A 24562-nucleotide genomic window follows, 5' to 3' on the forward strand; every position below is an offset into this window, starting at 1 on the left:
CGGGACGCTTCGGGTGGCGTAGCGTGTGGGCGGCCGTGGCCGCGGGAGCCACGAGGAGCAGCACGAGGAGCAGGGAGTGTGATGGGTCGCCGCGTCGTGCTGCACATCGGTGCCATGAAGACCGGCACCAGCTACGTCCAGTCGGTGCTGGGCAGCAACAAGGACGAGCTCGTCGACACCGGCGTCGAGTTCCTGGGCGGCTTCGCCCGCCAGACCAAGGCCGTGCGCGACGTGCTGCGCCTGCCCAAGGACGAGCGCCGCAACCGCCGCCGCTGGGAGAAGATCGCCCGTGCGGCCCACGACATGGACGGTTACACCGGCATCGTGTCGATGGAGTTCCTCAGCTTCGCCGCGCCCCGCCACGTGGAGGCCTTCCTCGCGCCCCTGGAGGGGCTCGACGTCCGGGTGCTGCTGACCGTGCGCGACCAGATGCGCGTGGTGCCGGCCCAGTGGCAGACCTACACGCGCAACCTGGGCACCGACGACTGGTCGAGCTACCTGCGCGCCATCGAGGCCACCCCCGGGCGGCGTACGCCGTCGCGCGCCCACCGCACCTTCCACCGCGCCCAGGACGTCGCCACGATCGTGGAGCGCTGGTCGGTGCCGGGCGTGCAGGGCATCGACGTGGTCACCGTGCCGCCGTCGTCGGCGCCGCGCGACGAGCTGTGGCGCCGCTTCGCCCAGGCGACCGGCGTGCGCCCCGACATCGCCGACCTCGGCGAGGTGAAGGACAACGAGTCGCTGGGCTATGCCGCCTGCGACTGGTTGCGCCGGGCCAACCCGCACCTCGACGACCTCGCGCCGCGCAGCTACCGGCGCCTGGTGCGACCGCTGGCCCGCGGGGTCCTGGCGCCGCTGCGCGACGAGCAGGACCGCCCGCGGCTCGACGAGCGTGCGGCGGCCTGGGCGCGCGGGCGCAACCAGGAGCTGCGCGACCTCGTCGCCTCGGGCCGGGTGGGCCTGGTCGGGGACCTCGACGACCTGCCGGTGCCCGAGGACCTCTCGGCCCACCCCCGCGAGGCGCCGGCCCCGCCGGCCGACCAGGTGCTGCGCTGCGCGCAGGTCGTGCACGACCACGCGGTCGCGCTCACGGGCGGCGCCGCGCGCGGTGGCCCCGACCGCGACGACGTCGACGCCCTGGTCCGCGACGCGGTCGCCCACCTGCGCCGCGCGAGCGAGGAGAAGCGATGAGCACCCCGGACGTCCTCGAGGCCCACGCCGACGACGAGGGCCTGCGGTTCTCGCTGCCCCGCGGCGCCGCGGACCGGCCCGTCGACCTGCTCCTCGACGACCAGCGCATCGGCTCCTTCTGGCTCGAGCGCGACACCGTCGAGCGCGAGGGTGCGCGCTGGTGGGCGTGGCCGGCCGCGCTGCGTCCGCACCTCGTCGGGCGGACCCGGCTCTCGCTGGTCGACCATGCCAGCTCCGAGCAGCTCGCCGCGCTCGACCTCGTGCTGGGCGGGCCGAGCGACCCCGAGCAGCGGATCGTGGTGGCCGACGCCCAGGGCAACCCGCTGGGCCTCGACAAGTCGATGCGGCTGATGCGGCTCTTCGCGGACCGCTCGGCCGAGCACCTCGACCCCCTGCTCGACTCCATCGAGGACGTGCTGGCCGCGCTGCGCAGCTGCGGCGTCGAAGGGTTCGTCGCCTACGGCACCCTGCTCGGCGCGGTGCGCCAGGGCGGCTTCATCGGCCACGACTCCGACGCCGACCTGGGCTACGTCAGCGCCCACGACCATCCCGCCGACGTGGTGCGCGAGTCCTTCCGCCTGCAGCGGGCGCTGGTCGACATGGGCTACCCCGTCACCCGCTACTCGGGCCTGGCCTTCAAGATCTTCGTCCAGGAGTCCGACGGGACGCGTCGGGGCCTCGACGTCTTCGGCGGCTTCCTGCGCGAGGGCGTGCTCTACCTGATGGGCGAGGTGGGACACCCCTTCGAGCGCGAGTGGATCTGGCCCCTGGGCACGGCCAGCCTCGAGGGGCGCGAGGTGCCTGTGCCGGCGCAGCCCGAGCACCTGCTGGCCGCCATGTACGGCGAGTCGTGGCGGGTGCCCGACCCGGCGTACCAGTTCGAGACCCCCGCCTCGACCCGCCGGCGCCTCAACGGCTGGTTCCGGGGCACCCGCGTGCAGCGCGAGGAGGTCTGGGACCCCTACTACTCCCGCCGCGGCGCCGGCGCCAAGGACCGGCCCAGCGACTTCGTGCGCTGGGTGCGTCGCCGCGAGCGCCGCGCCGTGCGCGCCGTCGACATCGGCTGCGGCACCGGCGCCGACGTCGCCTTCCTGGCCCGCCACGGCGTCGAGGCGGTCGGCCTCGACTACTGCCGCCGCGCGTTCGCGCGCAAGCAGCGCAAGCTGGCCCGACGCGACCTGCCCGCGACCTTCCGCTGGGCCAACCTGACCGAGGTCCGCTCCACCCTGGTCACCGGCGCCCTGCTCTCCCGCTCGCCGGGGCCCACCGTGGTGCTGGCGCGCCACGTCGCGGACGCCACGAACGCCGACGGGCGGGCCAATCTGCTGCGCCTGGCCAGGATGGCGCTCGGCGGGCAGGGCCGGCTCTACCTCCAGGTGCTCAGTGCTCCCGCCCCGGGCGGCAACCCGCTCGGCGTGCACCCCATCGACGTCGACGCCCTCGAGGAGCAGGTCCGGGCCTCCGGCGGCACCGTCGTGGCCCGGCACGACCTCGCCGGGGAGCGCCCCGGCGAGACCGACCCCGGTGCGACCCCGTACCTCTGCAGATTGGTGGTCCAGTGGCCTCAGTGAAGAACCTCCTCCGTCAGTACCGCGACCAGGCGGGGCTCGCGCGCCGGCTCACCGAGCTCGAGGCCGAGGTGCAGGAGTGCCGCTCGATGAACCTGCGCGTCGCCGAGCTCACCGACCTGGTCACCGAGCTCCTGGTGCCGCTCGCGGCCAGCGACGACCCCCGGGTCGTGGAGATCCTCGAGCGCTACCGCGCCGGCGTGAGCGACCCCGCGGGCCCCTCGCAGCGATGAGCCCCTCCCCGGAGCACACCGGGCCGCGTCGCCTCTTCCTGCACGTCGGGCTGCCGAAGACCGGCACGACCTACCTCCAGGACGCCCTGTGGGCCAACAAGCAGGTCCTGCGCGATCGCGGCCTGCTGCTGCCCGGCGCCCGCCGGCGGCACCTGCTGGCCTCCCTCGAGGTGCGCGAGGACCCGGGCCTGGCGCGCCGGCCCGGCGACACCGCGCACCCGTGGCAGGACCTGGTCGCCGAGGCGCGGCAGTGGTCGGGCGACGTGCTGGTGACCCACGAGTTCTTCGCCGCTGCCTCGGTGGAGCAGGTACGACGCGTGGTCGCCGACCTGGCGGGCGCCGAGGTGCACGTGCTGGTCACGGCGCGGGCGATGCCCGACCTGTTCATCTCGCGCTGGCAGGAGTGGGTCAAGAACGGTGCCCGGGGTCGCATCGACGCCTACCCGCCCGACGGGCCCAGGGCCGGCACGGGGGAGTGGGGCTGGCCCAGCTTCGACCTGGGCATCGTGCTCGAGCGCTGGGGAGCGGTGCTGCCCCACGACCGGGTGCACGTGCTGCCGATGGCGCCCGGCCGCTCGGACCCCGGCGAGCTGCTGCGCCGCTTCCTCGGGGTGCTCGGTCTCGACGACCAGGGGCTCGAGGTGCCGGCCTCGGCGGCGAACGCCTCCCTGGGCCTGGTCGAGGTCGAGCTGCTGCGCCGGGTCAACGCGCACCTCGGCGACTTCCGCTCGGCCCACGACCGCGGCACCTGGATCCGCGGCTACCTCGGCGAGGGCGGGGTGCTGCCGGGCTCGCGGGAGAAGTTCCGACCGTCCCGCGAGACGGTGGCCGACCTCGTCGCTCGCGGCGAGCGGGCGCTGGGGATGCTGCGCGAGGACGGGTTCGACGTCGTGGGCGACGCCTCGCTGCTGGAGCCCGGCGACCTCGACGGGCGCCGGCACCCCGACGAGGTCACCGAGGGGGAGATGCTGGCCTGCGCCACCGAGGCGATGGCCCGGCTGACCGGCGACGTGAGGTCGCTCACCCGCGAGCGCGACGCCCTCTCCCAGGCCTCGTCGCGACCACCGAGACTGTCATGGCTGCGTGTTAACGTTCGCCGTCGCAGGCCCCGGACGGGGTAGCGAGAGGGGAAGCACGTGACACGCGACAGGAGACTGGCGAGCGCGCTGGCCACCGCGACCGTCCTCGTCCTGAGCGGCCTGGCCTCCGGGTCCGCCGCCACGGCCGGTCCCGCGGCGCCGGCCGTGCGCGCAGCGGCCCCGCTCGCCTCCGTCGAGACGGCGGCGCGGGTGCAGGCGGCGGCGAAGAAGAAGACGGGCTGGAAGCCCGTCGCCGGGGCCAAGTTCAACACCCCGCGGTCCAAGCCCGGCACCCAGTTCCGCCTCGAGGCGCAGGTGCTCGGCGCGATCCGGCACGCCAAGAAGGGCTCGATGATCCGGATCTCGCTCTTCTCCTTCGACCGCTACCCGGTCGCCGACGCGCTCATCAAGGCCCACCGCCGCGGCGTCGACGTGCAGGTGCTGATGAACAACCACGAGGTGCCGGGCGCCCAGAAGAAGCTGCGCAGCGTCATCGGGGCCAACCGCTCCAAGCGCAGCTACATCTACCAGTGCACCAACGGCTGCCGCTCCTCGGGCGAGAACAACCACGACAAGTACTTCCTCTTCTCCCACACCGGCATCGCCAAGAACGTCGTGATGACCGGCTCGGTCAACATGAAGATGAACGGCGCCAAGAACCAGTTCAACGACCTGTGGACGCGCAACAACGTCCCGAAGATCTACCAGGCCTTCGACGCGCTGCACGAGCAGATGGAGCGCGACAAGGTCGCCCGCCCCAACTACTGGGTGCAGAACATCGGCAAGAACTTCCAGCTCCAGGCGCTGCCCTTCCACGGCAACGGGCCCAACCACGACCCGATCGACACGATCCTCGACCCGGTGCGCTGCCAGGGCGCGACCGGCGGCACCGGCAACCAGGGCCGCACCCGCATCCGGGTCAACATGCACGCCTGGGACGGCGACCGCGGCACCTACCTGGCCCGCCGGCTGCGCAAGCTCTACGCGCTGGGCTGCGACGTGCGCCTGCAGTACGGCTACGCCGGCAAGCGGGTGCGTGCCGAGCTCGGGGTGCGGACCCCGCGCGGCTACGTGCCGGTGCGCTCCAGCGGCATGGACACCAACCTCGACGGCGAGATCGACCTCTACAGCCACATGAAGCTGCTGGTCATCTCCGGCAACTACGGCAACGACACCTCCAAGCGCGTCGTGGTCACCGGCTCCAGCAACTACCAGGACAGCGGCCTGCGCGGCGACGAGCTGCTGTTCCGCATGTACGACCAGGGCAAGGCCACCAAGCAGTACTTCGCCCACTTCGACTGGATGTGGAACAACCACACCCGGGCCGTTCCCTACCAGAAGAAGACTGTCTCCGGGCGGGGCCTCGACGGCGCGGCCACGACCGAGCAGCGCATCTACGACGACGGGCTCGGGACCGACAGTCCCGAGTGGAAGGACCAGTGACCCATGGCGCGACTGTGTGAGACCGAGGGCCTCGGCGAGGACCAGCAGGAGATCCTCAAGGCGGTGCGCGGCTTCGTCGAGAAGTCCATCCTGCCGGTGGCCACCGAGCTCGAGCACGCCGACGAGTACCCCACCGAGATCGTCGAGGGGCTCAAGGAGCTCGGGGTGTTCGGTCTGATGATCCCCGAGGAGCACGGCGGCCTCGGCGAGTCGCTGCTCACCTACGCCTTGTGCGTCGAGGAGATCGCCCGCGGCTGGATGAGCGTCTCCGGCGTCATCAACACCCACTTCATCGTCGCCTACATGCTGATGCAGCACGGCACCGAGGAGCAGAAGCAGAAGTACCTGCCGCGGATGGCCACCGGCGAGGTCCGCGGGTCGTTCTCGATGTCAGAGCCCGGGCTGGGCTCCGACGTCTCGGCGATCAAGACCAAGGCCGTCAAGGACGACGAGGGTGGCTACACCATCGACGGCCAGAAGATGTGGCTGACCAACGGCGGCTCCTCGAACCTGGTCGCGGTGCTGGTCAAGACCGACGAGGGCCAGGACTCGGTCTACAAGAACATGACGACGTTCCTGGTCGAGAAGGAGCCCGGCTTCGGCGAGACCGCCCAGGGCGTCACGGTGCCCGGCAAGATCGACAAGATGGGCTACAAGGGCGTCGACACCACCGAGCTGGTGCTCGAGGGCCACCGGATCTCCGCCGACCAGGTCCTGGGCGGCGAGTCCGGCAAGGGCTTCTACCAGATGATGGACGGCGTCGAGGTCGGCCGGGTCAACGTCGCCGCGCGCGCCTGCGGCGTCGCCAACCGCGCCTTCGAGCTGGCCATCGCCTACGCCCAGCAGCGCGAGACCTTCGGCAAGCCGATCGCCCAGCACCAGGCCATCCAGTTCAAGCTCGCCGAGATGGCCGTCAAGGTCGAGGCCTCGCACGCGATGATGGTCAAGGCGGCTCGGCTCAAGGACAAGGGCCAGCGCAACGACGTCGAGGCCGGCATGGCCAAGTACCTGGCCGCCGAGTACTGCAACGAGGTCGTCGAGGCCTCGTTCCGCATCCACGGCGGCTACGGCTACTCCAAGGAGTACGAGATCGAGCGCCTCTACCGCGAGGCGGCGTTCCTGCTCATCGGCGAGGGCACCGCGGAGATCCAGAAGATGATCATCGGGCGCAGCCTGCTCAAGGACTACAAGCTCGTCTGAGCCGGATCCGGCTCACTGACCGGCGTCGCGGCCCTGGCCGCGGCGCCGGTTCTTCTTGCCGCCCCGGCCCTTTCCGCCCTGGCCGGGACGCTTGACCCCGCCCTCGCGCAGCACGTGGGCCAGCGCGGCGACGGCCGCGTCGAGCTGGGCCTGGGCGTCGACGGCGGCCGGGTCGGCCCCGGGCACGTCGAGCGGCTCCAGCTCGCGCAGGTCACCCACGACCCGGGCGCCGCTGGCCTCGATGCCGGCGACCATGGTCGCCGAGCGCTTGCGCAGCCAGCGCGGCACGGTGAAGCCGATCGGCTCCTCCTCGCGCCGCCGGTGCACCAGCACGTGCTTGCCCAGCGCCTTGATCTTCTTGTTGTACTCCGGCAGCGCGAGGTCGGCGACGAGCTCGTTGATGCGGCCCATCAGCAGCGCCGAGGCCACGCCCAGCGACTCGTTGGCGCGCGGCGCCTCGTCCCACTCGGTGCCGATGATCCCGGCGACCTCGCAGAAGCGCTCCCACAGCAGCTCGCCGGGGGCGCCGGGCGGGGGCACCGTGACGACGTGCACGTGGTCGGGGCCCAGCACCTCGGCCCAGCGGCCCACGACCCGGTCGGCGGCCTGCTGGCGCCAGAAGCGCCGGCCGGCGTCGCCACCGTCCTCGAGGGCGCGCAGGTACTCCGTCCAGCCCCAGGACTGGCGGTTCTTCAGGGTCTCCTGCCACATGGCCGGCACGCTGCGGCCCAGGTCGCGCACCGTGACCACGGCCTGCACGGGCGAGCCGGCCAGGTCGTCGCGCACCTGGCGGATGCGCTCGGCGGAGATCGGCCCGAGGTACTCCATCGAGACGATCGCCGGGCCCGGGTGGTCGCGCAGCTCCTCGGCCAGGGACGCCCAGGCGCCCTCCTCGGCGTGCTTGGAGCCGATCAGGTCTGAGACCGCGCGGGCGTGGCGGGCCCAGCTGGGGCCGGGGAACAGGATGCCCTGCTCGGCGAGCCGCTCCCGGTTGGCGTTGAGCCGTCCCTGGATGAACGTCGTGCCCGACTTCATCAGTCCGACGTGCAGCAGCACCCGCTCCGCCATCGCCTGCCTCTCGCTCGCCCACGTCCTGCCGGCGCTCATCCTCGCACGTGCGGGTCAGCCGGGGGCGTCAACCACCTCGACGTCGGCGACCAGGTAGCCGTACTCCTCGTCGACCGCCCGCTCCGAGGGGTCGACGGCCACCGAGGTCGGGTGGTCCTGGCCCTCGGGCCAGTCGACCTCGACGCGGTGGGCGTCAGGGGTCTCGGCGGCCGCGATCACCTCGTCGAGGCTCACGACCCGCGAGAGCGGGACCGGGTCGCCGGCCACCGCGCCGCTGCGCCCGCCGCCGCGGGCGTAGACCGCCGAGACGACCTCGTCGTCGGCGACGGTGACCCGGATCGGGATCCCCGCGTCGGGGCAGTAGCAGGTCAGCGTCAAGGTGTAGGAGTAGTCGGTCGGGGCGAACCCCCCGGGGTCCTGGGCGGGGTCCGGGATCGGCTCCTGGGTCGGCTCCTGGGTCGGCTCGGTTCTCGAGGCGGGGTCGGGGGCCAGGCCGGACTCGCTGTCGCCGCAGCCCGCCAGGGCCAGCAGGGCGAGGGCGAGCGCGGACAGGGCGGCGCGGGCGGGTCTCATGGGTCTTGGACGGCGCCGGCGCGCTGCTGGTTGCACGCGGCCATCCTGCGCCACCGGGGCCACGGTGACGAAGGCCACCCCGCCGGGGGCTGACGTCGGCGCCCGGGTCCGACACCATGGGCGCGTCCGACCGCGGCCCCGGCCCGGTCCACCCGAGCAGGAGGAGCCAGCCGTGCAGTTCGGTCGCAGCTACGAGGAGTTCGAGGTCGGCGCGACCTACAAGCACTGGCCCGGCAAGACGGTCACCGAGTTCGACGACCACATGTTCTGCCTGCTGACCATGAACCACCACCCGTTGCACCTCGACAGCAACTACGCCGAGGAGACCACCCAGTTCGCCAAGAACGTGGTGGTGGGCAACTACGTCTACTCGATCCTGCTCGGCATGTCGGTGCCCGACATCTCCGGCAAGGCGATCGCGAACCTCGAGATCGAGTCGCTGCGCCACGTCGCGCCCACCTTCCACGGCGACACGCTCTACGGCGAGACCCGGGTGCTCGACAAGTGGGAGAGCACCTCGAAGGACGACCGTGGGGTCGTGCACGTCGAGACCATCGGCTACAATCAGGACGGCAAGGTCGTGTGCATCTTCCGCCGCAAGGTGATGGTGCCCAAGGACAACTACCTCGAGCAGCGTGGCGGCGAGCAGCCCGGGCGCCCCGTCCCGCAGCCGGACAAGAACTGGCCGGGGGCCGACGCGCAGCAGTGAGCCGCGCCCGGCGCGCGGCTCAGGCCTGCTGCAGCCGCACCGTCTCGGGGCTCTCGCCGCGCAGCAGCCGCAGGTGGAGCCCACGGGTCTGGTGGGACGGCTCGACGCCGAGGTCGTCGACGAGGCAGGCGCGGAAGTCGGCGTAGACCCGCAGCGCGCGGGCCACGTCGCCGAGCTCCGAGAGCGCCGTCATCAGCGTGCGGACGGCGATCTCGGAGGTCGGCTCGAAGTGCAGGGCCGACTTCGCGAGCGTGGCGGCCTCACGGTGGCAGCCGATGGCCACGGCGCACTCCGCGGCGTCGGTGAGCAGGTCCTGGCGCAGCAGCCGCAGCCGCTCGCGCTCGGCGCGCACCCAGTCGTGGTCGTCGTCGTAGGCATGCAGGTCGTCGCGGTAGAGGTCGCGGGCGTCCATCGCGGCCATCGCGCCCTCGCTGGGCCGACCCTGCTCGCGCATCGCCCGGACCCGGCCGGCGATCTGCTCGAAGGTCGCGACGTCGGTCCAGACCCCGGTGAGCACCAGGCTGTCGTGGATGCGCGCCACGCACTCCTTGTCGCCCAGCTGGCGGCGTACCTCGCTGACGGCGGTGCGCAGGCTGCCCCGGCCGCGCTCGCGGGTCGCGGCGGGCCACAGCCGCTCGATGATCGACTCGACCCGCACGGGGCGCTCGACGTGGATCGCAAGCATCCGCAGCAGGTCCATGGTCTTGCCGGTGCGCCAGTCGGCGGGATGCACCGGGGTGCCGTCGGCCCGCACGACGAAGAGGTCGTCGAGCAGGCGGATCCGGATGACTCCCACAGGTGGTGTGCTTCTCATTCCGTGTTTCCCCCCAGCAACTGACCCGGACGGGTCGGCATGCCCCGAGTGCAGCACCGGTCTGACCGCACCCTCATTCTCCACCGAACTCGTGTGATGTTCAACTCACTCACGTGCCCAGCCTGCGCCTCGACGTGTAAAGACGACATCCCCCACTTCGGGTACGGGCCCCAGCGCCTCCCGGGGACCCCCTCGGTGCCCGGGTACCCAACATCGGGGGATTGACCTCTCGGACCGCGCAGCGCCCCGAGCAGCGGTCGCACGATGTTGACCGGCGTCGAGGGGACCCCCGGCGTCGTCGTGCGAGGTGCTGGAGGGGACATGAGAGCAGCGGTCATCGGGCTGGGGTACGTCGGGGCGGTCACGGCCGCGGGGCTGGCGGCCCGGGGTCACGAGGTGGTGGGGGTCGACGTCGACGAGGCCAAGGTCGCGCAGCTGTCGGCCGGCCACAGCCCCGTGGTCGAACCCGGGCTGAACGAGCTGATCGCCGACGGGGTGGCCTCGGGCCGGCTGCGGGCGACCACGCAGGTGGTCGAGGCGATGGAGCAGGCGGAGGTGTGCCTGGTCTGCGTGGGGACGCCGTCGGGCGCCCACGGCGAGACCGACCTGAGCCACGTGGAGCGGGCGCTCGCCGGGGTGCGGGACGCACTCGCGGTGGCCTCGCCGCCCCCGGGCGGCCTGCTCTCGGTGGTCGTGCGCTCGACGGTGCCCCCGGGCACGGGCGACCAGGTCGTGGCCCCTGTTTTCGACGACGCCGTCGCCGAGGGCTGGGAGGTGGCGACCGCCATGTGCCCGGAGTTCCTGCGCGAGGGCTGCGGGGTCGCGGACTTCTACGACCCGCCCTTCCTGGTGGTGGGCACCGAGCACCCGGGCGCCCGCGTCCAGCTCGAGCAGCTCTTCGCCTTCCTGGACGTGCCGGCGCACCAGGTCGACGTGCGCACCGCGGAGGCGCTGAAGTACGCCTGCAACGCCTTCCACGCGACCAAGGTGGTCTTCGCCAACGAGGTCGCCCGTGTCTTCCGCTCCTACGGCGTCGACGCGCGGCGGGTGATGGAGATCTTCTGCGAGGACCACAAGCTCAACATCGCGCCCGCCTACCTGCGTCCGGGCTTCGCCTTCGGCGGCTCGTGCCTGCCCAAGGACCTCCGCTCGCTGCACCACATGGCCCGCGAGAGCGACGTCGACGTCCCGCTGATGTTCGCCACCACCACCAGCAACGAGCTGGTGGTGCGGGAGGTCGTCGACCGCGTCGTGGCCAGCGGCCGCTGCCGGGTCGGGATGCTCGGGCTGAGCTTCAAGGCCGACACCGACGACGTGCGCGAGAGCCCCAGCGTCGACCTGGCCGAGCGGCTGGTCGGCAAGGGCTACGACGTGCGCATCTACGACCCGGTGCTGGTGCCCGAGGACCTGGTCGGCGAGAACCGTGCGCACCTGACGTCACGCCTGCCGCACCTGAGCCGCCTGCTGGCCCCCACACCGGAGTCGGCCCTGGCCGGCGCCGACGTCGCGCTGGTCTCCACCGCCGCCCGCCCGGCCGTCGAGGCGCTGCTGGCCGCCGACCCGCCGGTCGTGCTGGACCTGCACGGGGCGCTGGGCCCCGAGGTCGAGGCCCTCGCGGGCTACCGGGGGACCGGGTGGTGAGCCGCGCACGAACCGGCGCCGGGACGGCCCGGGTGCTGATCATCGTGCAGAACCTGCCGGTGCCCTTCGACCGTCGCGTGTGGCTGGAGTGCCGCACCCTGACCCGCGCCGGCCACGACGTCACCGTCGTGTGCCCCCGTGGCAGCGGGACGGGACGCTTCCAGGTCGTCGACGGCGTCACCATCCACGCCTACCGTCCCTACGCCCCGGGGGGAGGCGCGGCGGGCTACGTCGCGGAGTACGTCTGGTCGTTCCTGGCCACCGCGTGGCTGGTGCTGCGCGCGCGCCGGGCCGGGCGCTTCGACGTGATGCAGGCCTGCAACCCGCCCGACATCTTCTGGCCGCTGGCCCGCTGGCTGCGGCTGCGCGACGGCACCCGCTTCGTCTTCGACCACCACGACCTGTGTCCCGAGCTCTTCGAGTCCCGCTTCCCCGACGGGCCCGGGCTGGCCCGCCGGGGCCTGCTCGCCCTCGAGCGGCGCACCTTCCGCACCGCCGACCGGGTCGTGTCGACCAACGAGTCGTACGCCGCCGTCGCGGTCTCGCGCGGCGGCAAGGATCCGGCGCACGTGCGGGTGGTGCGCACTGGGCCCGACCTGGAGCGGCTGCACCCGGTCGAGCCCGACGAGGGGCTGCGCCGCGGCCGGCGCCACCTGGTGGCCTACCTGGGAGTGATGGGCCCGCAGGACGGGGTCGACGTCGTCATCGCCGCCGCCGACCTGGTCGTCAACCGGTGGGGCCGCGACGACGTCGCCTTCGCGGTGATGGGCAGCGGCGACTGCCACGAGGAGCTGGTCGCCGAGCGCGACCGCCTCGGACTGCAGGACGCCGTCGAGATGCCCGGCCGCGTCAGCGACGAGCACGTGCTCGCGGTGCTCTCGACCGCCGACGTCGGGCTCTCGCCCGACCCCAGCAACGCCCTCAACGACGTCTCGACGATGAACAAGACGATGGAGTACATGGCGCTCGGGCTGCCGGTGCTGGCCTTCGACCTGCCCGAGACCCGTGTCTCGGCCGGCGACGCCGCCAGCTTCGTGGCGCGCGAGGCCGGGGCGCAGGAGTACGCCCGTGCGCTGCTGGCCCTGCTCGACGACCCGGCCCGGCGCGAGGAGATGGCGCGCGCCGGACGGCGCCGGGTCGAGGAGGAGCTCGCCTGGGTCCACCAGGAGCGGGGCTACCTCGCCGTCGTCGAGGAGCTGGCCGGGCAGGCCGGTCGCGTCGACGACCTGCAGGAAGCGCGGGGCTGAGCGGTGTGCGGCATCGCGGGCGCCTACCAGCAGGACGACGGCAAGGTGCTCGTCGACACGATGACCGAGCGCCTGGAGCACCGGGGCCCCGACGCGCGCGGCGTGGTGGAGCTCGTCGACCCGACCACCTCGGTCGTGCTCGGGCACCGCCGGCTCTCCATCATCGACCCGGTCGCGGCCTCCGACCAGCCGTTCTCGAAGGACGGCCTGCGCCTGGTCTACAACGGCGAGGTCTACAACTACCGCGAGCTGCGCTCCGAGCTGGAGTCGCGCGGGGTGCGCTTCGCCACGGCCTGCGACACCGAGGTGGTGCTCGAGGTCTGGCGGGCCTGGGGGAGCGCGGGCCTGGCCCGCCTGCGCGGCATGTTCGCGCTGGCCGTCCACGACGAGCGCACCGGCTGCCTGACCCTGGCGCGCGACCCCTTCGGCATCAAGCCGCTCTACGTGCTGCGCCGCGGCGCCGGCGTGGTCTTCGCCTCCGAGCTCAAGGCGGTGGTCGCCGCGCTCGGCCCCGAGCTGGCCGTCGACCCGGCCGGGATGGTCGCCTCCACCCTCTACTACTGGCTGCCCACCGAGACCGACGCCGTGCGCGGCGTGCGCAAGCTCGCTCCGGGCACGTGGTCGGAGCACCGCCCCGACGGCAGCAGCCGCACCGGCGTGTTCTGCAGCCTCGCCGAGGAGGCCGCCGACGCGGCCGCGGGACCTCCCGTCGACCTGGCCGCGGCCGTGGAGGACTCGGTGCGCGCCCACCTGGTCTCCGACGTGCCGGTGGCGACCTTCCTCAGCGGCGGGCTCGACTCCAGCATCGTCACCGCGCTGGCGCACCGCCACGACCCCGGCATCGAGGCGTGGACGATCGGGTTCCGCGCCGTCGACCGGCGCCTCGAGGCGATGCCCGACGACGCGGCGTACGCCCGCCGGCTCGCGAAGCACCTCGGGGTGCGCCTGCACGAGATCGAGATCGGCCCCGACGTGGTCTCGATGCTGCCGCGGATGGTCGACGTGCTCGACGAGCCGGTCGGCGACCCGGCCGCGCTCAACACGTTCCTGATGTGCGAGGCCGCCCGCACGGCCGGCGTGGAGGTGCTGCTCTCGGGCACCGGCGCCGACGAGCTCTTCGGCGGCTACCGCAAGCACCTGGCCAACCTGCTGGCCGCCCGCTACCGCCGCCTGCCCGCGTCGCTGCGCTCGCGGGTGGTCGGGCCGGCGGTCGAGCGACTCCCGGTCGCCCTCGGTGGTCGCGGGGTGCGCCCGGTGCGCTGGGCCCAGCGCTTCGTCGCCTTCGCCGGCCTCCCCGAGCAGGAGGCGTTCCGCCGCAGCTACACCCTGCACGACCCGCAGGGGCTGCGGGCGCTGCTCGACCCCGAGCTCGGCGGCCTGGTCGACGACCTCCTCGAGCAGCACCGCGCGACCTACGAGGACACCGCCCTCGACGACCACGTCGAGCGGATGTGCCTGGCCGACACGCGGATGTTCCTGCCGGGGCTCAACCTGACCTACACCGACCGGGCGTCGATGGCGGCCTCCACCGAGGTCCGGGTGCCGTTCGTCGACATCGAGGTCCTGCGCGCGGCCTTCGCGCCGCAGGCGGTGCCGAAGATCGACGGGCGGGTGCAGAAGGCCGGGCTGAAGGCGGTCGCACGGTCCTGGCTGCCCGACGAGGTCATCGACCGGCCCAAGGCGTCCTTCGGGGCGCCCCTGCGGGCCTGGACGACCCACGACCTGCGCCCGATGATCGACGACCTGCTGCTCGGCGGCGAGCTGGTCGGCTCGGGCTTCCTGCGGCGCGAGCCCCTGGCCGCGCTGGTCCACGACCAGCGCAGCGGGCGGCGCGACCGCTCCCAGCAGATCTACCAGCTGCTCAGCCTGGAGCTGTGGCTGCGCAACGCGCGCGGCGCCGGCGTCGGCACCGGCGCCGGCACCGGAGGTGCGTGATGAGGAGACCCGATGAGGAGACCCGGATGTGGCACGTGGCCCAGAACTACAGCTCCGGTGAGCTCGCGGTGCTCGAGGCACCCGTGCCGTCGTGCCGGCCCGGCGGGGTGCTGGTGCGCTCGTCGTACTCGCTGATCTCGACCGGCACGGAGATGATGAAGGTCTCCGAGGCCCGGATGTCGCTGCTGTCGAAGGCGCGGCACCGACCCGACCAGGTGCGCCAGGTGCTCGACGCCGTCGCCCAGAACGGTGCGGTGGCGACCTACCGCAAGACGCGTCAGCGCCTCGACTCGTGGACCCCCCTGGGCTACTCGCTGTGCGGCGTGGTGGTCGAGGTGGGCGAGGGGGTGCACGGCTTCGAGGTCGGCGACCTGGTCGCCGCCGCCGGCAACGAGTTCGCGCTGCACGCCGAGGTCAACTGGGTGCCGCGCAACCTGTGCGTCCGGGTGCCCGACGGGGTGCTGGCCGAGCACGCCGCCTTCTCCACCGTGGGCGCCATCGCGATGCAGGCGCTGCGCCGGGCCGAGGTGGCGCTGGGGGAGACCGCCTGCGTCATCGGGCTGGGGCTGGTCGGCCAGCTGCTGGTGCGCCTGCTGGTGGGCGCCGGGGTGCGGGTCGTGGGCCTGGACACCGTCGAGGAGCGCTGCCGCACCGCCGAGGACGGTGGCGCCGTGGGCTGCGCCGGACCCGACCCGGCGGGTGTCGCCCGCCTCGAGGCGCTGCTGCGGGCGGGCGCGCCCGGGGGCGCCGACCACGTCTTCCTGGCCGCGGGGGGCGCCAGCAACGAGCCGGTCGAGCTCGCCGCGCGCCTGGCGCGCGACCGGGCCTGCGTGGTCGACATCGGCAAGACCCGGCTCGACCTGCCGTGGAACGCCTACTACGAGAAGGAGCTCGACGTCCGGTTCTCGCGCTCCTACGGCCCGGGCCGCTACGACGACCGCTACGAGCTCGACGGCGTGGACTACCCCCTGGGCTACGTGCGCTGGACCGAGGAGCGCAACATCGCCTGCTTCCTGGCCCTGCTGGCCGACGGCGCCCTCGACGTCTCCGCGCTGGTCTCGAGCAGCCACCCGGTCACCGAGGCGCCGCAGGTCTACGAGCGGCTGCGCACCGGAGCGATCACCGGGGTTGGCCACCTGCTGTCCTACCCGGCTCGTGACCAGGCACGACCCGACGCCCTCGGTGCCTCCGGGACCACGGGCCCCGGTCGCGCCACCAGGGTCCCCCGGGCCCGCGACGGCGCGGTGCGCCTGGGCGTCATCGGCGCCGGCAGCCACGCCTCGGCGATGCTGCTGCCCGGCCTGGCCGCGGCCGACGACGTCGACCTGGTCAGGGTCGCCACCGCGAGCTCGCTGTCGAGCATCAACGCCCAGCGTGCCTTCGGCTTCGGCTCGGCCGGCACCGACGCCCGCGCGGTGATCGACGACGACGACCTCGACGCCGTGCTCGTCGCCACCCGGCACCGCACGCACGCCGACCTGGTCTGCGCGGCCCTCGAGAGCGGCAAGGCCGTCTACGTCGAGAAGCCGCTGGCGATCACCCACGAGGAGCTGGCGCGCGTCGAGGAGACGATGGCACGCACCGGGAACGACCGCCTGATGGTCGGCTTCAACCGGCGCTTCGCACCCAGCTTCGTCGACCTCCGGCGCCGTTTCGGCGACGTCGGCGAGCCGGTGGCGCTGCGCTACCTGGTCAACGCCGGGCGGCTGGGAGCGAGCAGCTGGTACCTCGACGAGGCCGAGGGCTCGCGGTTCGTCGGCGAGGGCGGGCACTTCATCGACCTGCTCAGCGCCTGGACCGGCGAGGGCCCGGTGGCGCTCTGCGCCCAGCACGGCGCGGGCGACGACGTGAGCCTGGTGCTGCGCTTCACCGGCGGCTCGCTGGCCACGCTCACCTACGCCACCGGCGGGTCGCGCCGCTGCGGCAAGGAGAGCCTCGACGTGCTCGGGGGAGGGCGCAGCGCCCACCTCGACAACTTCGTCCGCTCCACGGTGTGGTCCGAGCGAGGGCGGCAGTCCCGGCGCTCGCGCACCGGACCCGACAAGGGGCACCGCGCCGCCGTGGCGGCGTTCGTCACCGCGGTCCGCACGGGCGGACCGATGCCGATCGACACGGCGTCGCTGGTGAGCACCACCCGGACCACCCTGGAGGCGGCACGATGAGCACACCCCTGTCCTGGTACGCCCGCCGCCTGACGCGGATGAGCACCCGCGAGGTCGCCCAGCGCGTCGGGGACGAGGCCCGTCGAGCGGTCGCGGTGCACACGCTCGCACAGCGGCCCGGTGCACCCGTGCCCGGCCTGCTGCCCCAGCGCGGCTTCACCACGCCCGTGCCGGCCTCGGCGGTCGAGCGGGTGCTGCCCCACGACGCCGCCGCCCTGACCTCGGCCGCGGACCGGCTGCTCGCCGGTCGCTGGAGCGTACTGGGCCGTGAGCGCACCGACCTGCGCGACCCCGACTGGTTCCTCGACCCGGTGTCCGGCATCCGCGCGCCCCACGACGTGCTGGCCTTCCGCGTCGACCACCGCGACCCCACCGTCACCGGCGACGTCAAGCAGGTGTGGGAGCCCTCGCGCCACCAGCACGTCACCGTGCTGGCGGCGGCCTACTGGCTGACCGGCGAGGAGGAGTACGCCGTGGCCGCGGCAGCCCAGCTGCGCTCGTGGTGGGCGGCCAACCCGGTGCTGCGCGGCGTGCACTGGACCAGCGGCATCGAGCTGGGCCTGCGCCTGGTCTCGTGGGCCTGGACCCGGCGCCTGCTCGACGACTGGGCCGGGGTCGAGGGGCTCTTCGAGCAGGACGAGACCGCCCTGGCCCAGCTGCGATGGCACCAGGAGATGCTGCGCGGCTTCCCGAGCCGGGGCAGCTCGGCCAACAACCATGCCGTGGCCGAGACCTGCGGACGACTGGTCGCGGCCTGCGCGTTCCCGTGGTTCGAGGAGAGCGAGCGGTGGCGGGTGGAGTCCGGCCGGCTGCTGCGCCGGCACCTGCAGGCGAACACGTTCCCCAGCGGGCTCAACCGCGAGCAGGCGGCCGACTACCACCGGTTCGTGTGCGAGCTCGCCGCGCTCGGGCTGATCGAGGCGCGCTCCTGCGGGCACCCCGAGGACGGCCCCGACCCCGACCTGGTCACGGCCGGGCTCGACGCCGCCGCCGCGCTGCTCGACGTCGAGGGCCGTCCGCCCCGCAACGGCGACGGCGACGAGGGACGCGCCCTGCTGGTGGCCGACGCCGCCGAGGACCCGTGGGAGCAGTTGCTCGGCCTCGGGCAGGCGCTCGTGGGTGCGCAGCCGTGGTGGCCGCGGCGTCGCGGCGGGGTCGTCTCCGTCCTCGTCTCCGCCCTGCTCGCGGCCGCCGGCCCCGTGGCCGGGGACCGCCCCCGGCCGCAGCGGCGCCCCGACCTCTTCGAGGACGCGGGGGTGGCGCTCCTGCGCACGCCGGCCGGCTCCCAGCCCGAGATCTGGTGCCGCTGCGACAGCGGCCCGCACGGCTTCGGGTCGCTGGCCGCCCACGCGCACGCCGACGCGCTGTCGGTGGAGCTGCGCCACGACGGGGTCGAGGTCCTCAGCGACCCGGGCACGTACAGCTACCACGGCGAGGCCCGCTGGCGCGACTACTTCCGCTCCACGCTGGCGCACAACACCGTCGAGGTGGACGGCTGCGACCAGTCCACCAGCGGCGGGCCCTTCCTGTGGACCCAGCACGCCCGGACCTACCTGGACCGCGCCGAGGTCGGCGACCTCGACGTGCAGCTCTGGTCGGCCCACCACACGGGCTACGCCCGCCTCGACCCGGGGCTGCGCCACGCCCGCACCGTCCGCCTCGACCGCGGCTCCGGCGCCCTGCAGGTCGTCGACGAGCTGAGGTCCGGGCGGGCGCACGGGTTCCGGATGGCCTGGCACCTCGGCCCCGAGGTCGACCTGTCCCTGCACGGCTCGCTGGCCCGCCTGAGCTGGACCCGGCCGGCGGTGGACGGGGCGCAGCCGCGCACGGTGACGGCACTGATGCACCTGCCTCCCGAGCTCGTCTGGACCCGGCACCGCGGCGAGGAGGACCCGCCCCTGGGCTGGTGGGCCGAGGGGCTGGGGCGACGGCGCCCCACCACGACGCTCGTGGGCCGGGGCGAGCTGCGCTCGCGCGGGCTGCTGCGGACCCTGGTCGTGCTCGACGTCGAGGTCCCGGGCGAGGCCTCGTGCCGGAGGGGGAGCACCGATGTCTGAGCAGAGCCTGGACCTGAAGGCGACCTGGACCGTGCTGCGCCGCCACGCCTTCCTGTTGACGGTGGCGCTGCTGGTCGGCGCGGTCGCCGGCGTCGCACTGGCGGTGTGGCGCCCCCCGCTGTGGACCAGCACCACCATGGTGCTGCTGCCTCCGTCGTCGGAGTCGGGGGTCGGCGCCGCCGAGCGTGACTCCGGCACCCAGGTGCGGGTCGCGTCGAGCGACCTGGTGCTCGGCCAGGCCGGGCGCCGGGTCACCCCGGCGATGGGCCTCACCGAGGTGCAGGAGGCCGTCGAGGTCAGTGCCGCGACACCCGACGTGCTGCGCTTCACCGCCCGCGCCGAGGAGCCCGAGCGGGCCCAGGAGCTCGCGGCCGCGGCCGCGGCCGCCGAGCTGCGCTACGTCTCCAGCGCGGCCGCCCGGCTGCGCGACGCGGCGCGCGCCGGACGGGAGACCCGGCTGGCGACCCTGCGGGCCACCCTGCGCACCGTCGAGCGCGACATCGAGGAGACCACCCGACGACGCGACGCGGAGACCTTCGGCTCCGTGGCCGAGAAGGCGCTGACGGCGGCGCTGGCCCAGCTCACCGCCCAGCAGGCCTCGCTCGTGCTGCAGGCCGACCAGGTCGCGGAGGCCGCCTCCGCCGACGTCGGACGCGACACCGCCTCGCTGATCGAGGACGCCTCGCCCGCGACCAGGCCGGGGCTGCTGCTCGGGCGCACCCTGCACGGGCTGGCCGGGGCCGCCGCGCTGCTGCTGCTCGTGGGCCTGGCGCTGCTGGTCTCCGAGCGCCGCGACCGGCGCCTGCGCTACCGCGACGAGATCGCCGACGCGCTCGGCAGCACCGTGGTGGCCTCGGTCTCCTCGCGCCCCGCGCGCAACGTCTCCGCCTGGCGCACCCTGCTGGGCCGCTACGTCCCGGGTCCGGTGGACGCGTGGTCGCTGCGCCAGGTGCTGCGCGAGGTGCTGCCCGCCGGCACGCTGACCCGCGCCCACGCAGGCGCGTCGGAGGAGCCCGCCGTCGACGTCGTGGTGGTGACCCTGTCCGACGACACGGCCGCGCTGGCGCTCGGGCCGCAGCTGGCGACGTACGCCGCGTCGGTGGGGCTGCGCACCCGCCTGGTGCCCCAGCACGGCCACGACTCCTCGGCGGCGCTGTGGGCCGCCTGCGCGAGGGTGCACCCCGAGCACGAGCTGCGTGGGCACCTGTGGGTCAACCGGCCGCTGCACGAGGGCGAGCCCGACGACCTGCGGGTGCTGATGGTGGTGCTCGACCGCACCCGCCCCGAGCGGCCCGACCTGCCGTCCGGCTGCGTGGGGGTGGTGGCCGTGAGCGCCGGCACCGCCACCGCGGCCGACCTGGCGCGGCTGGCCGTCAGCCTCGACGAGGCCGGGGTGGGGGTCCAGGGCGCGGTCGTGCTCGACCCCGACCGTCTCGACCGCACGACCGGGCGCCGGCTGCAGCCGGAGCGGCTGCGTGAGCCGCAGCTGCCGGTGCGCCTGACCGGCACGGTGCCGGGGGAGAGGCTCGGCCGGCCCCGGCTGGGCAGCGTGGCCCGCAACGGGCACGAGGGAGGTGCGCAGTGAGGACGTCAGCCTGGCCGGTGGACGACGAGCAGTCGGAGGACCCCGAGCTCGCGGAGGTGGCGCCCGCGGTCGTGAGCCTGCACTTCCTGCGGCGCGCGCTGCGCCGGCGCTGGAGGGTCTGGGCCGGCTGCGCCCTGGCCGGCGTGGTGCTGGGGGCGGCCGTCGCGCTGGCGCTGCCGACGCGCAGCGCCGCGAGCGTGACGCTGCTGCTGGCGCACCCCGACGGCGCCGACCCCACGATGGCGATGAACACCGACGTGAGCCTGCTGCGCACCCGCACGGTGGCCGAGCGGGTCGTCGACGAGCTCGGCATCGACCTGACCCCCGAGCAGATGCAGGCCTCGATCCTGGCCAGCGTCGAGACGACCACGGTGCTCCAGCTCGAGGTCGAGGGTCCCGATGCCGACGAGGCGCGACGCCGCACCGAGGCGGTGGCCACCACGTTCCTGGACTTCCGCAACGAGACCATGGAGGTGCAGACCACGGCTCGCACCGACCGCTACCGGATCCGGGTCGAGGCCCTGCGCAGCGAGGCCACCACGCTCACGGCGCAGTACGACGTGCTCAGCGGCAGCGGCCCCCGGGGCCGGGCCGAGGCGGCCGAGGTGCTGACCCGGCGCGCCCAGGTCGACGCGCAGATCAGCGAGCTGGAGCAGGAGATCGAGCGCACCCGCATCGTCGCGGGGGCGGTCGCGGGGGCGAGCCACGTGCTCGACCCCACCGCCGTGCTCGCCGGCCGCTCGCTGGTGCGCAGCCTCGCCCTCGACACCACGGCGGGGCTCGTGGCCGGCGGGTCCGTGGGCGCCGGCTGGGTGCTGCTCGGCGCACTGCTCTCGCAGCGGGTGCGGCGCCGCGAGGAGATCGCGATGGCCCTGGGCACGCGGGTGTGCTGCAGCGTGGGCCGGGTGCCGACGCGGGTCTGGCGCGGGGCCGCGGTCCCGGCCCGGCGGCGTACGTCGCTGGAGCGGGCGGTGGCCAGCGTGTCGGGGCTGGTGGCCCCGGGTCCGGCCGGGGAGGGCCGCGCACCGGTGCGGTGGGCGGTCGGCGCGGTCGAGAACGGACCCGAGACCACGGTGCTCGCCGCGGCCCTGGCGGTGGACCGGGCCCGGGCGGGCAACCGGGTGCTGGTGGTCGACCTGACCGAGCGCGGCCGGGTGGGGCACGCGGTCGCCGGGCTGTGGAGCGGCGACGGGACCAGGCCGGTGGTGCTGCGCCCCGACGGGGTGCCCTCGCGCTCGGTCGGGCCGCTGCCGGGGGCCGAGCTGTCGGCGTCCACGGTGACCGAGGCCGAGTCGGCCTCCGACCTGGTGCTGGTCGTGGTCGACATCGACCCGGCCGTCGGTCTCGACCACGTCGCCGCCCGCGCCGAGCGCCTGGTGGTCGTGGTCAGCGCCGGTGGCTCGACCGCCGAGCGGCTGCGCACCACCGCCGAGCTGGCCCGGGCCGCCGGCCTGGAGCCCGCCGAGGCGGTGCTCGTGGGCGCCGACGCCGCCGACGACAGCCTGGGGCTGGCGCCCGTCGACGACGAGGACACCCGGTCGAGCCGCTCGCTGCTGCTGCCGGGCCGGTGGGGCCGGTGAGCACGGTCCTGGCGGGGCCCTCCGCCGGCCCGCTCGCGCCGGACCCGCGCCTGGGACGGCGCCAACGGACGCTGGTCGGTCTCGCCTGGGGCGCGCTGCTGCTCAACGTGCTGACCTACGCCGACACCGCCACCGTGGTGCCGCTGCCGACCCTGGCCGGCTCGGCGCTGACCCAGGGGGCGGTGCTGGTGGCGCTGCTCCTGGCGCTCGTCGTCAACCCCGGTGGCGTGGTGCGTCCGCAGGTCTTCCTCCTGCTGCTGACGGTGCTGGCCATCGGTGCCAGCGCCGCCAGCCTCTACTCCGAGTTCTTCCTCTCCGCGACCTTCCGGGCCGGGCGGATGGTGCTCTTCGTGACCGTGCTGTGGCTGCTGAGCACCTGGTTCGGGCGGCGCGACATGCTGCTGCTGCGGATGCACCGCACGGCCCTGGCGGTGGTGATGGCGACCGTCTACGCCGGGGCGCTGGTGGCCCCCGGGCTGGCCTTCGCCTTCCAGGACCGCCTGGCCGGGGTGGTCTGGCCGATCCCGCCCACCCAGGTCGCGCACTACGCCGCGGTCCTGCTCGGCACCTCGCTGCTGCTGTGGATGTGCCGGCTGGTCGGCGGGGTGCGGGCCGGGCTGATGGTGCTGCTCTCGCTGCTGCCCCTGCTCGCCACGCACACCCGCACCGCCGTGATCGGGGTGCTCGTCGGTCTCGTGGTGGCCTCCCTGAGCCTGCTGATGGGCCACGTGCGGGTGCGGCGCACGCTGATGGTCGCCGGGGGCGGCGGTGCGATCGGGGCGGCGCTGTTCATCTCGCCGCTGACCGTCTGGCTGCTGCGCGGGCAGTCGGCCGACGAGGCCAACAAGCTGACGGGCCGCACCGACGTGTGGAGCGCGGTCGCCGACCTCGAGCGGCCGTGGATCGAGGACCTCTTCGGCTGGGGCCTGTCCGACCAGTCCTTCGGCGGGCTGCCCATCGACAGCAGCTGGGTGGCGACGTACGTCGACCAGGGCTGGCTGGGCGTCGGGGTGCAGGCCGCGGTGCTGCTCCTGCTGCTGCTGATGGCGGTCGTGCACCGGCCCGGGCCCGAGCGGGCCATCGCCCTCTTCCTGGTCGCCTACTGCACGGTCGCCTCGGTCACCGAGACCGGGCTGGGCGCCCCGTCGGTCTACCTGCTCGACCTGACCGTCGCCGCGTCGCTGCTGGTGCCCGGCTGGCGGGCGAGGCAGCCATGAGGGTCGTGGTGGTGCACGGCCGCTACCGCTCGGTCGCGCCGAGCGGCGAGAACCGCGTGGTCGACCAGGAGGTGCGGATGCTGCGCGCGGCCGGCCACGACGTGAGCACCTACGAGCGGCACAGCGACGACATCGCCGACTGGCCGGCCCGGCGGCGGGCGCTGCTGGCGATGCACAGCGTGCGCAACGGTCCCGTGCGCTCCGACCTGACGGGCTACCTGGAGCGCGAGCGGCCCGACGTCGTGCACGTGCACAACACCTTCCCGCTGCTCAGCCCCTCGGTGCTGCTGGCCTGCCACGACGCGGGCGTGCCGGCGGTCGCCACCGTGCACAACTACAAGCTGCTGTGCGCCAGCGGTGACTTCTACCGCGACGGGGCGCCCTGCCACGACTGCGCCGACGGGCAGGTCGCGCCCGCCCTGCGCCACGGCTGCTACCGGGCCTCGCACGCGGCGACGCTGCCGGTCGCGGCCGGGCTGGTGCTCAACCGCCGGCTGTGGCAGCAGCTGGTGTCGGCGTACCTGCTGATCAGCGACTCGCAGCGCGCGCTGCTGCAGGGCCTGGCGCTGCCCGAGGAGCGGGTCTTCGTCAAGCCCAACTTCGTCGACCGCGCCGAGGTCTCGCCGGTGCCGCGCGAGCACCTCGTGGCCCACCTGGGCCGCCTCGACGAGGCCAAGGGGATCCGGCTGACGATGGCCGCCTGGGAGCACCACGAGCGCAGCGCCCCGGGCTCGCGGCTGCGGCTGGTGATCGCCGGCGGCGGCCCCCTCGAGGGACTCGTGCGCGACTGGGCCGCCGGGCGCGAGCGGGTGCGGATGGTCGGCACGCTCGACCCGTCGGGCGTCGGCGCGCTGCTCGACCGCGCCCTGCTGGCGGTGGTGCCCTCGGCGTGGGAGGAGGTCTTCGGCCTGGTGGCCGTCGAGGCCATGGCCCACGGGTCGGTGCCGGTGGCGCCCGCGCGTGGCTCCTTCCCCGAGCTCGTCCGCGACGGCTGGGACGGCGTGCTCTTCGAGCCCGGCAGCGCCGCCGACCTGGCCCGCGTGCTGGGCCGCGCCGACCGCGACCCCGACGCCCTCCTCGAGGTCGGCGAACGGGCCCGCGCCACCTCGCGTCGCCGGTTCTCGCGCGAGCGCAACCTCGAGCAGCTCCTCTCGATCTACCGGTACGCCATCGCCCACCCGGCAGGAAGGACCTCCCATGCCACTCGTCCCGCCAGCGCCCCTCGCACCACCAGCCGCGCGCCGGCGACGGAGGGTTGAG

Annotated in this window: 19 protein-coding genes; 16 read left to right on the forward strand and 3 right to left on the reverse strand. The window is 74.2% G+C overall.

The genetic code is table 11. The annotated features are described in order from the left end of the window. Positions 1 to 81 precede the first annotated feature (81 nt). The 6 genes from ABKW28_RS06750 to ABKW28_RS06775 are packed head-to-tail and all read left to right on the forward strand — an operon-like array spanning position 82 to position 6714. Positions 82 to 1191 (forward strand): hypothetical protein, encoded by a 1110-nt coding sequence (locus tag ABKW28_RS06750; protein WP_348607526.1) that lies wholly within the window; start codon positions 82 to 84, stop codon positions 1189 to 1191. Continuing rightward, entirely contained in the window at positions 1188 to 2762 is a 1575-nt protein-coding gene (locus ABKW28_RS06755; RefSeq protein WP_348607529.1) for a methyltransferase domain-containing protein, read from the forward strand. The genes ABKW28_RS06750 and ABKW28_RS06755 overlap by 4 nt, the downstream gene beginning before the upstream one ends. Further along, positions 2759 to 2992, forward strand: coding sequence for a DUF6752 domain-containing protein (locus tag ABKW28_RS06760; protein ID WP_348607531.1), 234 nt, complete (start codon positions 2759 to 2761; stop codon positions 2990 to 2992). The genes ABKW28_RS06755 and ABKW28_RS06760 overlap by 4 nt, the downstream gene beginning before the upstream one ends. Beyond that, a complete protein-coding gene (locus ABKW28_RS06765) occupies positions 2989 to 4113 on the forward strand; it encodes a hypothetical protein (protein ID WP_348607533.1) in 1125 nt (374 codons plus the stop codon). Before ABKW28_RS06760 ends, ABKW28_RS06765 begins: the two co-directional genes overlap by 4 nt. Positions 4114 to 4128: 15 nt before the next feature. After that, complete coding sequence (locus ABKW28_RS06770; RefSeq protein WP_348607536.1) at positions 4129 to 5514, forward strand: phospholipase D-like domain-containing protein; 1386 nt, start codon at positions 4129 to 4131, stop codon at positions 5512 to 5514. Positions 5515 to 5517: 3 nt separating this feature from the next. Beyond that, positions 5518 to 6714: an acyl-CoA dehydrogenase family protein gene (locus tag ABKW28_RS06775; protein WP_193667186.1), complete on the forward strand. Its 1197-nt coding sequence runs from the start codon at positions 5518 to 5520 to the stop codon at positions 6712 to 6714. Positions 6715 to 6726: 12 nt separating this feature from the next. Here ABKW28_RS06775 and ABKW28_RS06780 read toward each other — a convergent pair whose 3' ends face one another. Next, on the reverse strand, positions 6727 to 7782 hold the full coding sequence (locus ABKW28_RS06780; RefSeq protein WP_348607538.1) for a hypothetical protein: 1056 nt from the start codon (positions 7780 to 7782) through the stop codon (positions 6727 to 6729). A 54-nt stretch (positions 7783 to 7836) separates the two neighbouring features. Next, complete coding sequence (locus ABKW28_RS06785) at positions 7837 to 8355, reverse strand: DUF6174 domain-containing protein (protein ID WP_348607541.1); 519 nt, start codon at positions 8353 to 8355, stop codon at positions 7837 to 7839. Positions 8356 to 8527: 172 nt separating this feature from the next. Between ABKW28_RS06785 and ABKW28_RS06790 the strand changes: the two genes are divergently transcribed. Continuing rightward, entirely contained in the window at positions 8528 to 9064 is a 537-nt protein-coding gene (locus ABKW28_RS06790) for a MaoC family dehydratase (RefSeq protein WP_341229556.1), read from the forward strand. A 19-nt stretch (positions 9065 to 9083) separates the two neighbouring features. On the opposite strand, the gene ABKW28_RS06795 is transcribed toward ABKW28_RS06790, so the two are convergent. Continuing rightward, positions 9084 to 9860, reverse strand: a complete 777-nt coding sequence (locus ABKW28_RS06795; RefSeq protein WP_348607544.1) for a BTAD domain-containing putative transcriptional regulator — start codon at positions 9858 to 9860, stop codon at positions 9084 to 9086. Between the two features lie 339 nt (positions 9861 to 10199). Between ABKW28_RS06795 and ABKW28_RS06800 the strand changes: the two genes are divergently transcribed. Genes ABKW28_RS06800 through ABKW28_RS06840 form a run of 9 tightly spaced genes read left to right on the forward strand, consistent with a single transcriptional unit; the run spans position 10200 to position 24561 of the window. Beyond that, entirely contained in the window at positions 10200 to 11519 is a 1320-nt protein-coding gene (locus ABKW28_RS06800; protein WP_348607547.1) for a nucleotide sugar dehydrogenase, read from the forward strand. Further along, positions 11516 to 12766: a glycosyltransferase family 4 protein gene (locus ABKW28_RS06805; protein ID WP_348607550.1), complete on the forward strand. Its 1251-nt coding sequence runs from the start codon at positions 11516 to 11518 to the stop codon at positions 12764 to 12766. The genes ABKW28_RS06800 and ABKW28_RS06805 overlap by 4 nt, the downstream gene beginning before the upstream one ends. A gap of 3 nt (positions 12767 to 12769) precedes the next feature. Beyond that, positions 12770 to 14701, forward strand: a complete 1932-nt coding sequence (gene asnB / locus ABKW28_RS06810; RefSeq protein WP_348607553.1) for an asparagine synthase (glutamine-hydrolyzing) — start codon at positions 12770 to 12772, stop codon at positions 14699 to 14701. Beyond that, the gene (locus ABKW28_RS06815) at positions 14701 to 16863 is read left to right on the forward strand and encodes a bi-domain-containing oxidoreductase (protein ID WP_348607556.1); all 2163 of its coding nucleotides are present in this window, start codon (positions 14701 to 14703) and stop codon (positions 16861 to 16863) included. Before asnB ends, ABKW28_RS06815 begins: the two co-directional genes overlap by 1 nt. Continuing rightward, positions 16860 to 18920 carry an alginate lyase family protein gene (locus tag ABKW28_RS06820; protein WP_348607559.1) on the forward strand — a complete coding sequence of 687 codons (2061 nt, stop codon included), beginning with the start codon at positions 16860 to 16862 and terminating at the stop codon, positions 18918 to 18920. Before ABKW28_RS06815 ends, ABKW28_RS06820 begins: the two co-directional genes overlap by 4 nt. Then, positions 18913 to 20505 (forward strand): Wzz/FepE/Etk N-terminal domain-containing protein, encoded by a 1593-nt coding sequence (locus ABKW28_RS06825; RefSeq protein ID WP_348607562.1) that lies wholly within the window; start codon positions 18913 to 18915, stop codon positions 20503 to 20505. Before ABKW28_RS06820 ends, ABKW28_RS06825 begins: the two co-directional genes overlap by 8 nt. Positions 20506 to 20522: 17 nt before the next feature. After that, positions 20523 to 22085: a hypothetical protein gene (locus ABKW28_RS06830; RefSeq protein ID WP_348607565.1), complete on the forward strand. Its 1563-nt coding sequence runs from the start codon at positions 20523 to 20525 to the stop codon at positions 22083 to 22085. After that, positions 22082 to 23302: an O-antigen ligase domain-containing protein gene (locus ABKW28_RS06835; RefSeq protein ID WP_193667198.1), complete on the forward strand. Its 1221-nt coding sequence runs from the start codon at positions 22082 to 22084 to the stop codon at positions 23300 to 23302. The genes ABKW28_RS06830 and ABKW28_RS06835 overlap by 4 nt, the downstream gene beginning before the upstream one ends. Next, positions 23299 to 24561, forward strand: a complete 1263-nt coding sequence (locus tag ABKW28_RS06840) for a glycosyltransferase (RefSeq protein ID WP_348607568.1) — start codon at positions 23299 to 23301, stop codon at positions 24559 to 24561. The genes ABKW28_RS06835 and ABKW28_RS06840 overlap by 4 nt, the downstream gene beginning before the upstream one ends. Position 24562: the final 1 nt, after the last annotated feature.

This window comes from Nocardioides sp. 31GB23, from assembly GCF_040012395.1.
In the GTDB taxonomy this organism is placed as follows: Bacteria; Actinomycetota; Actinomycetes; order Propionibacteriales; family Nocardioidaceae; genus Nocardioides; species Nocardioides salarius.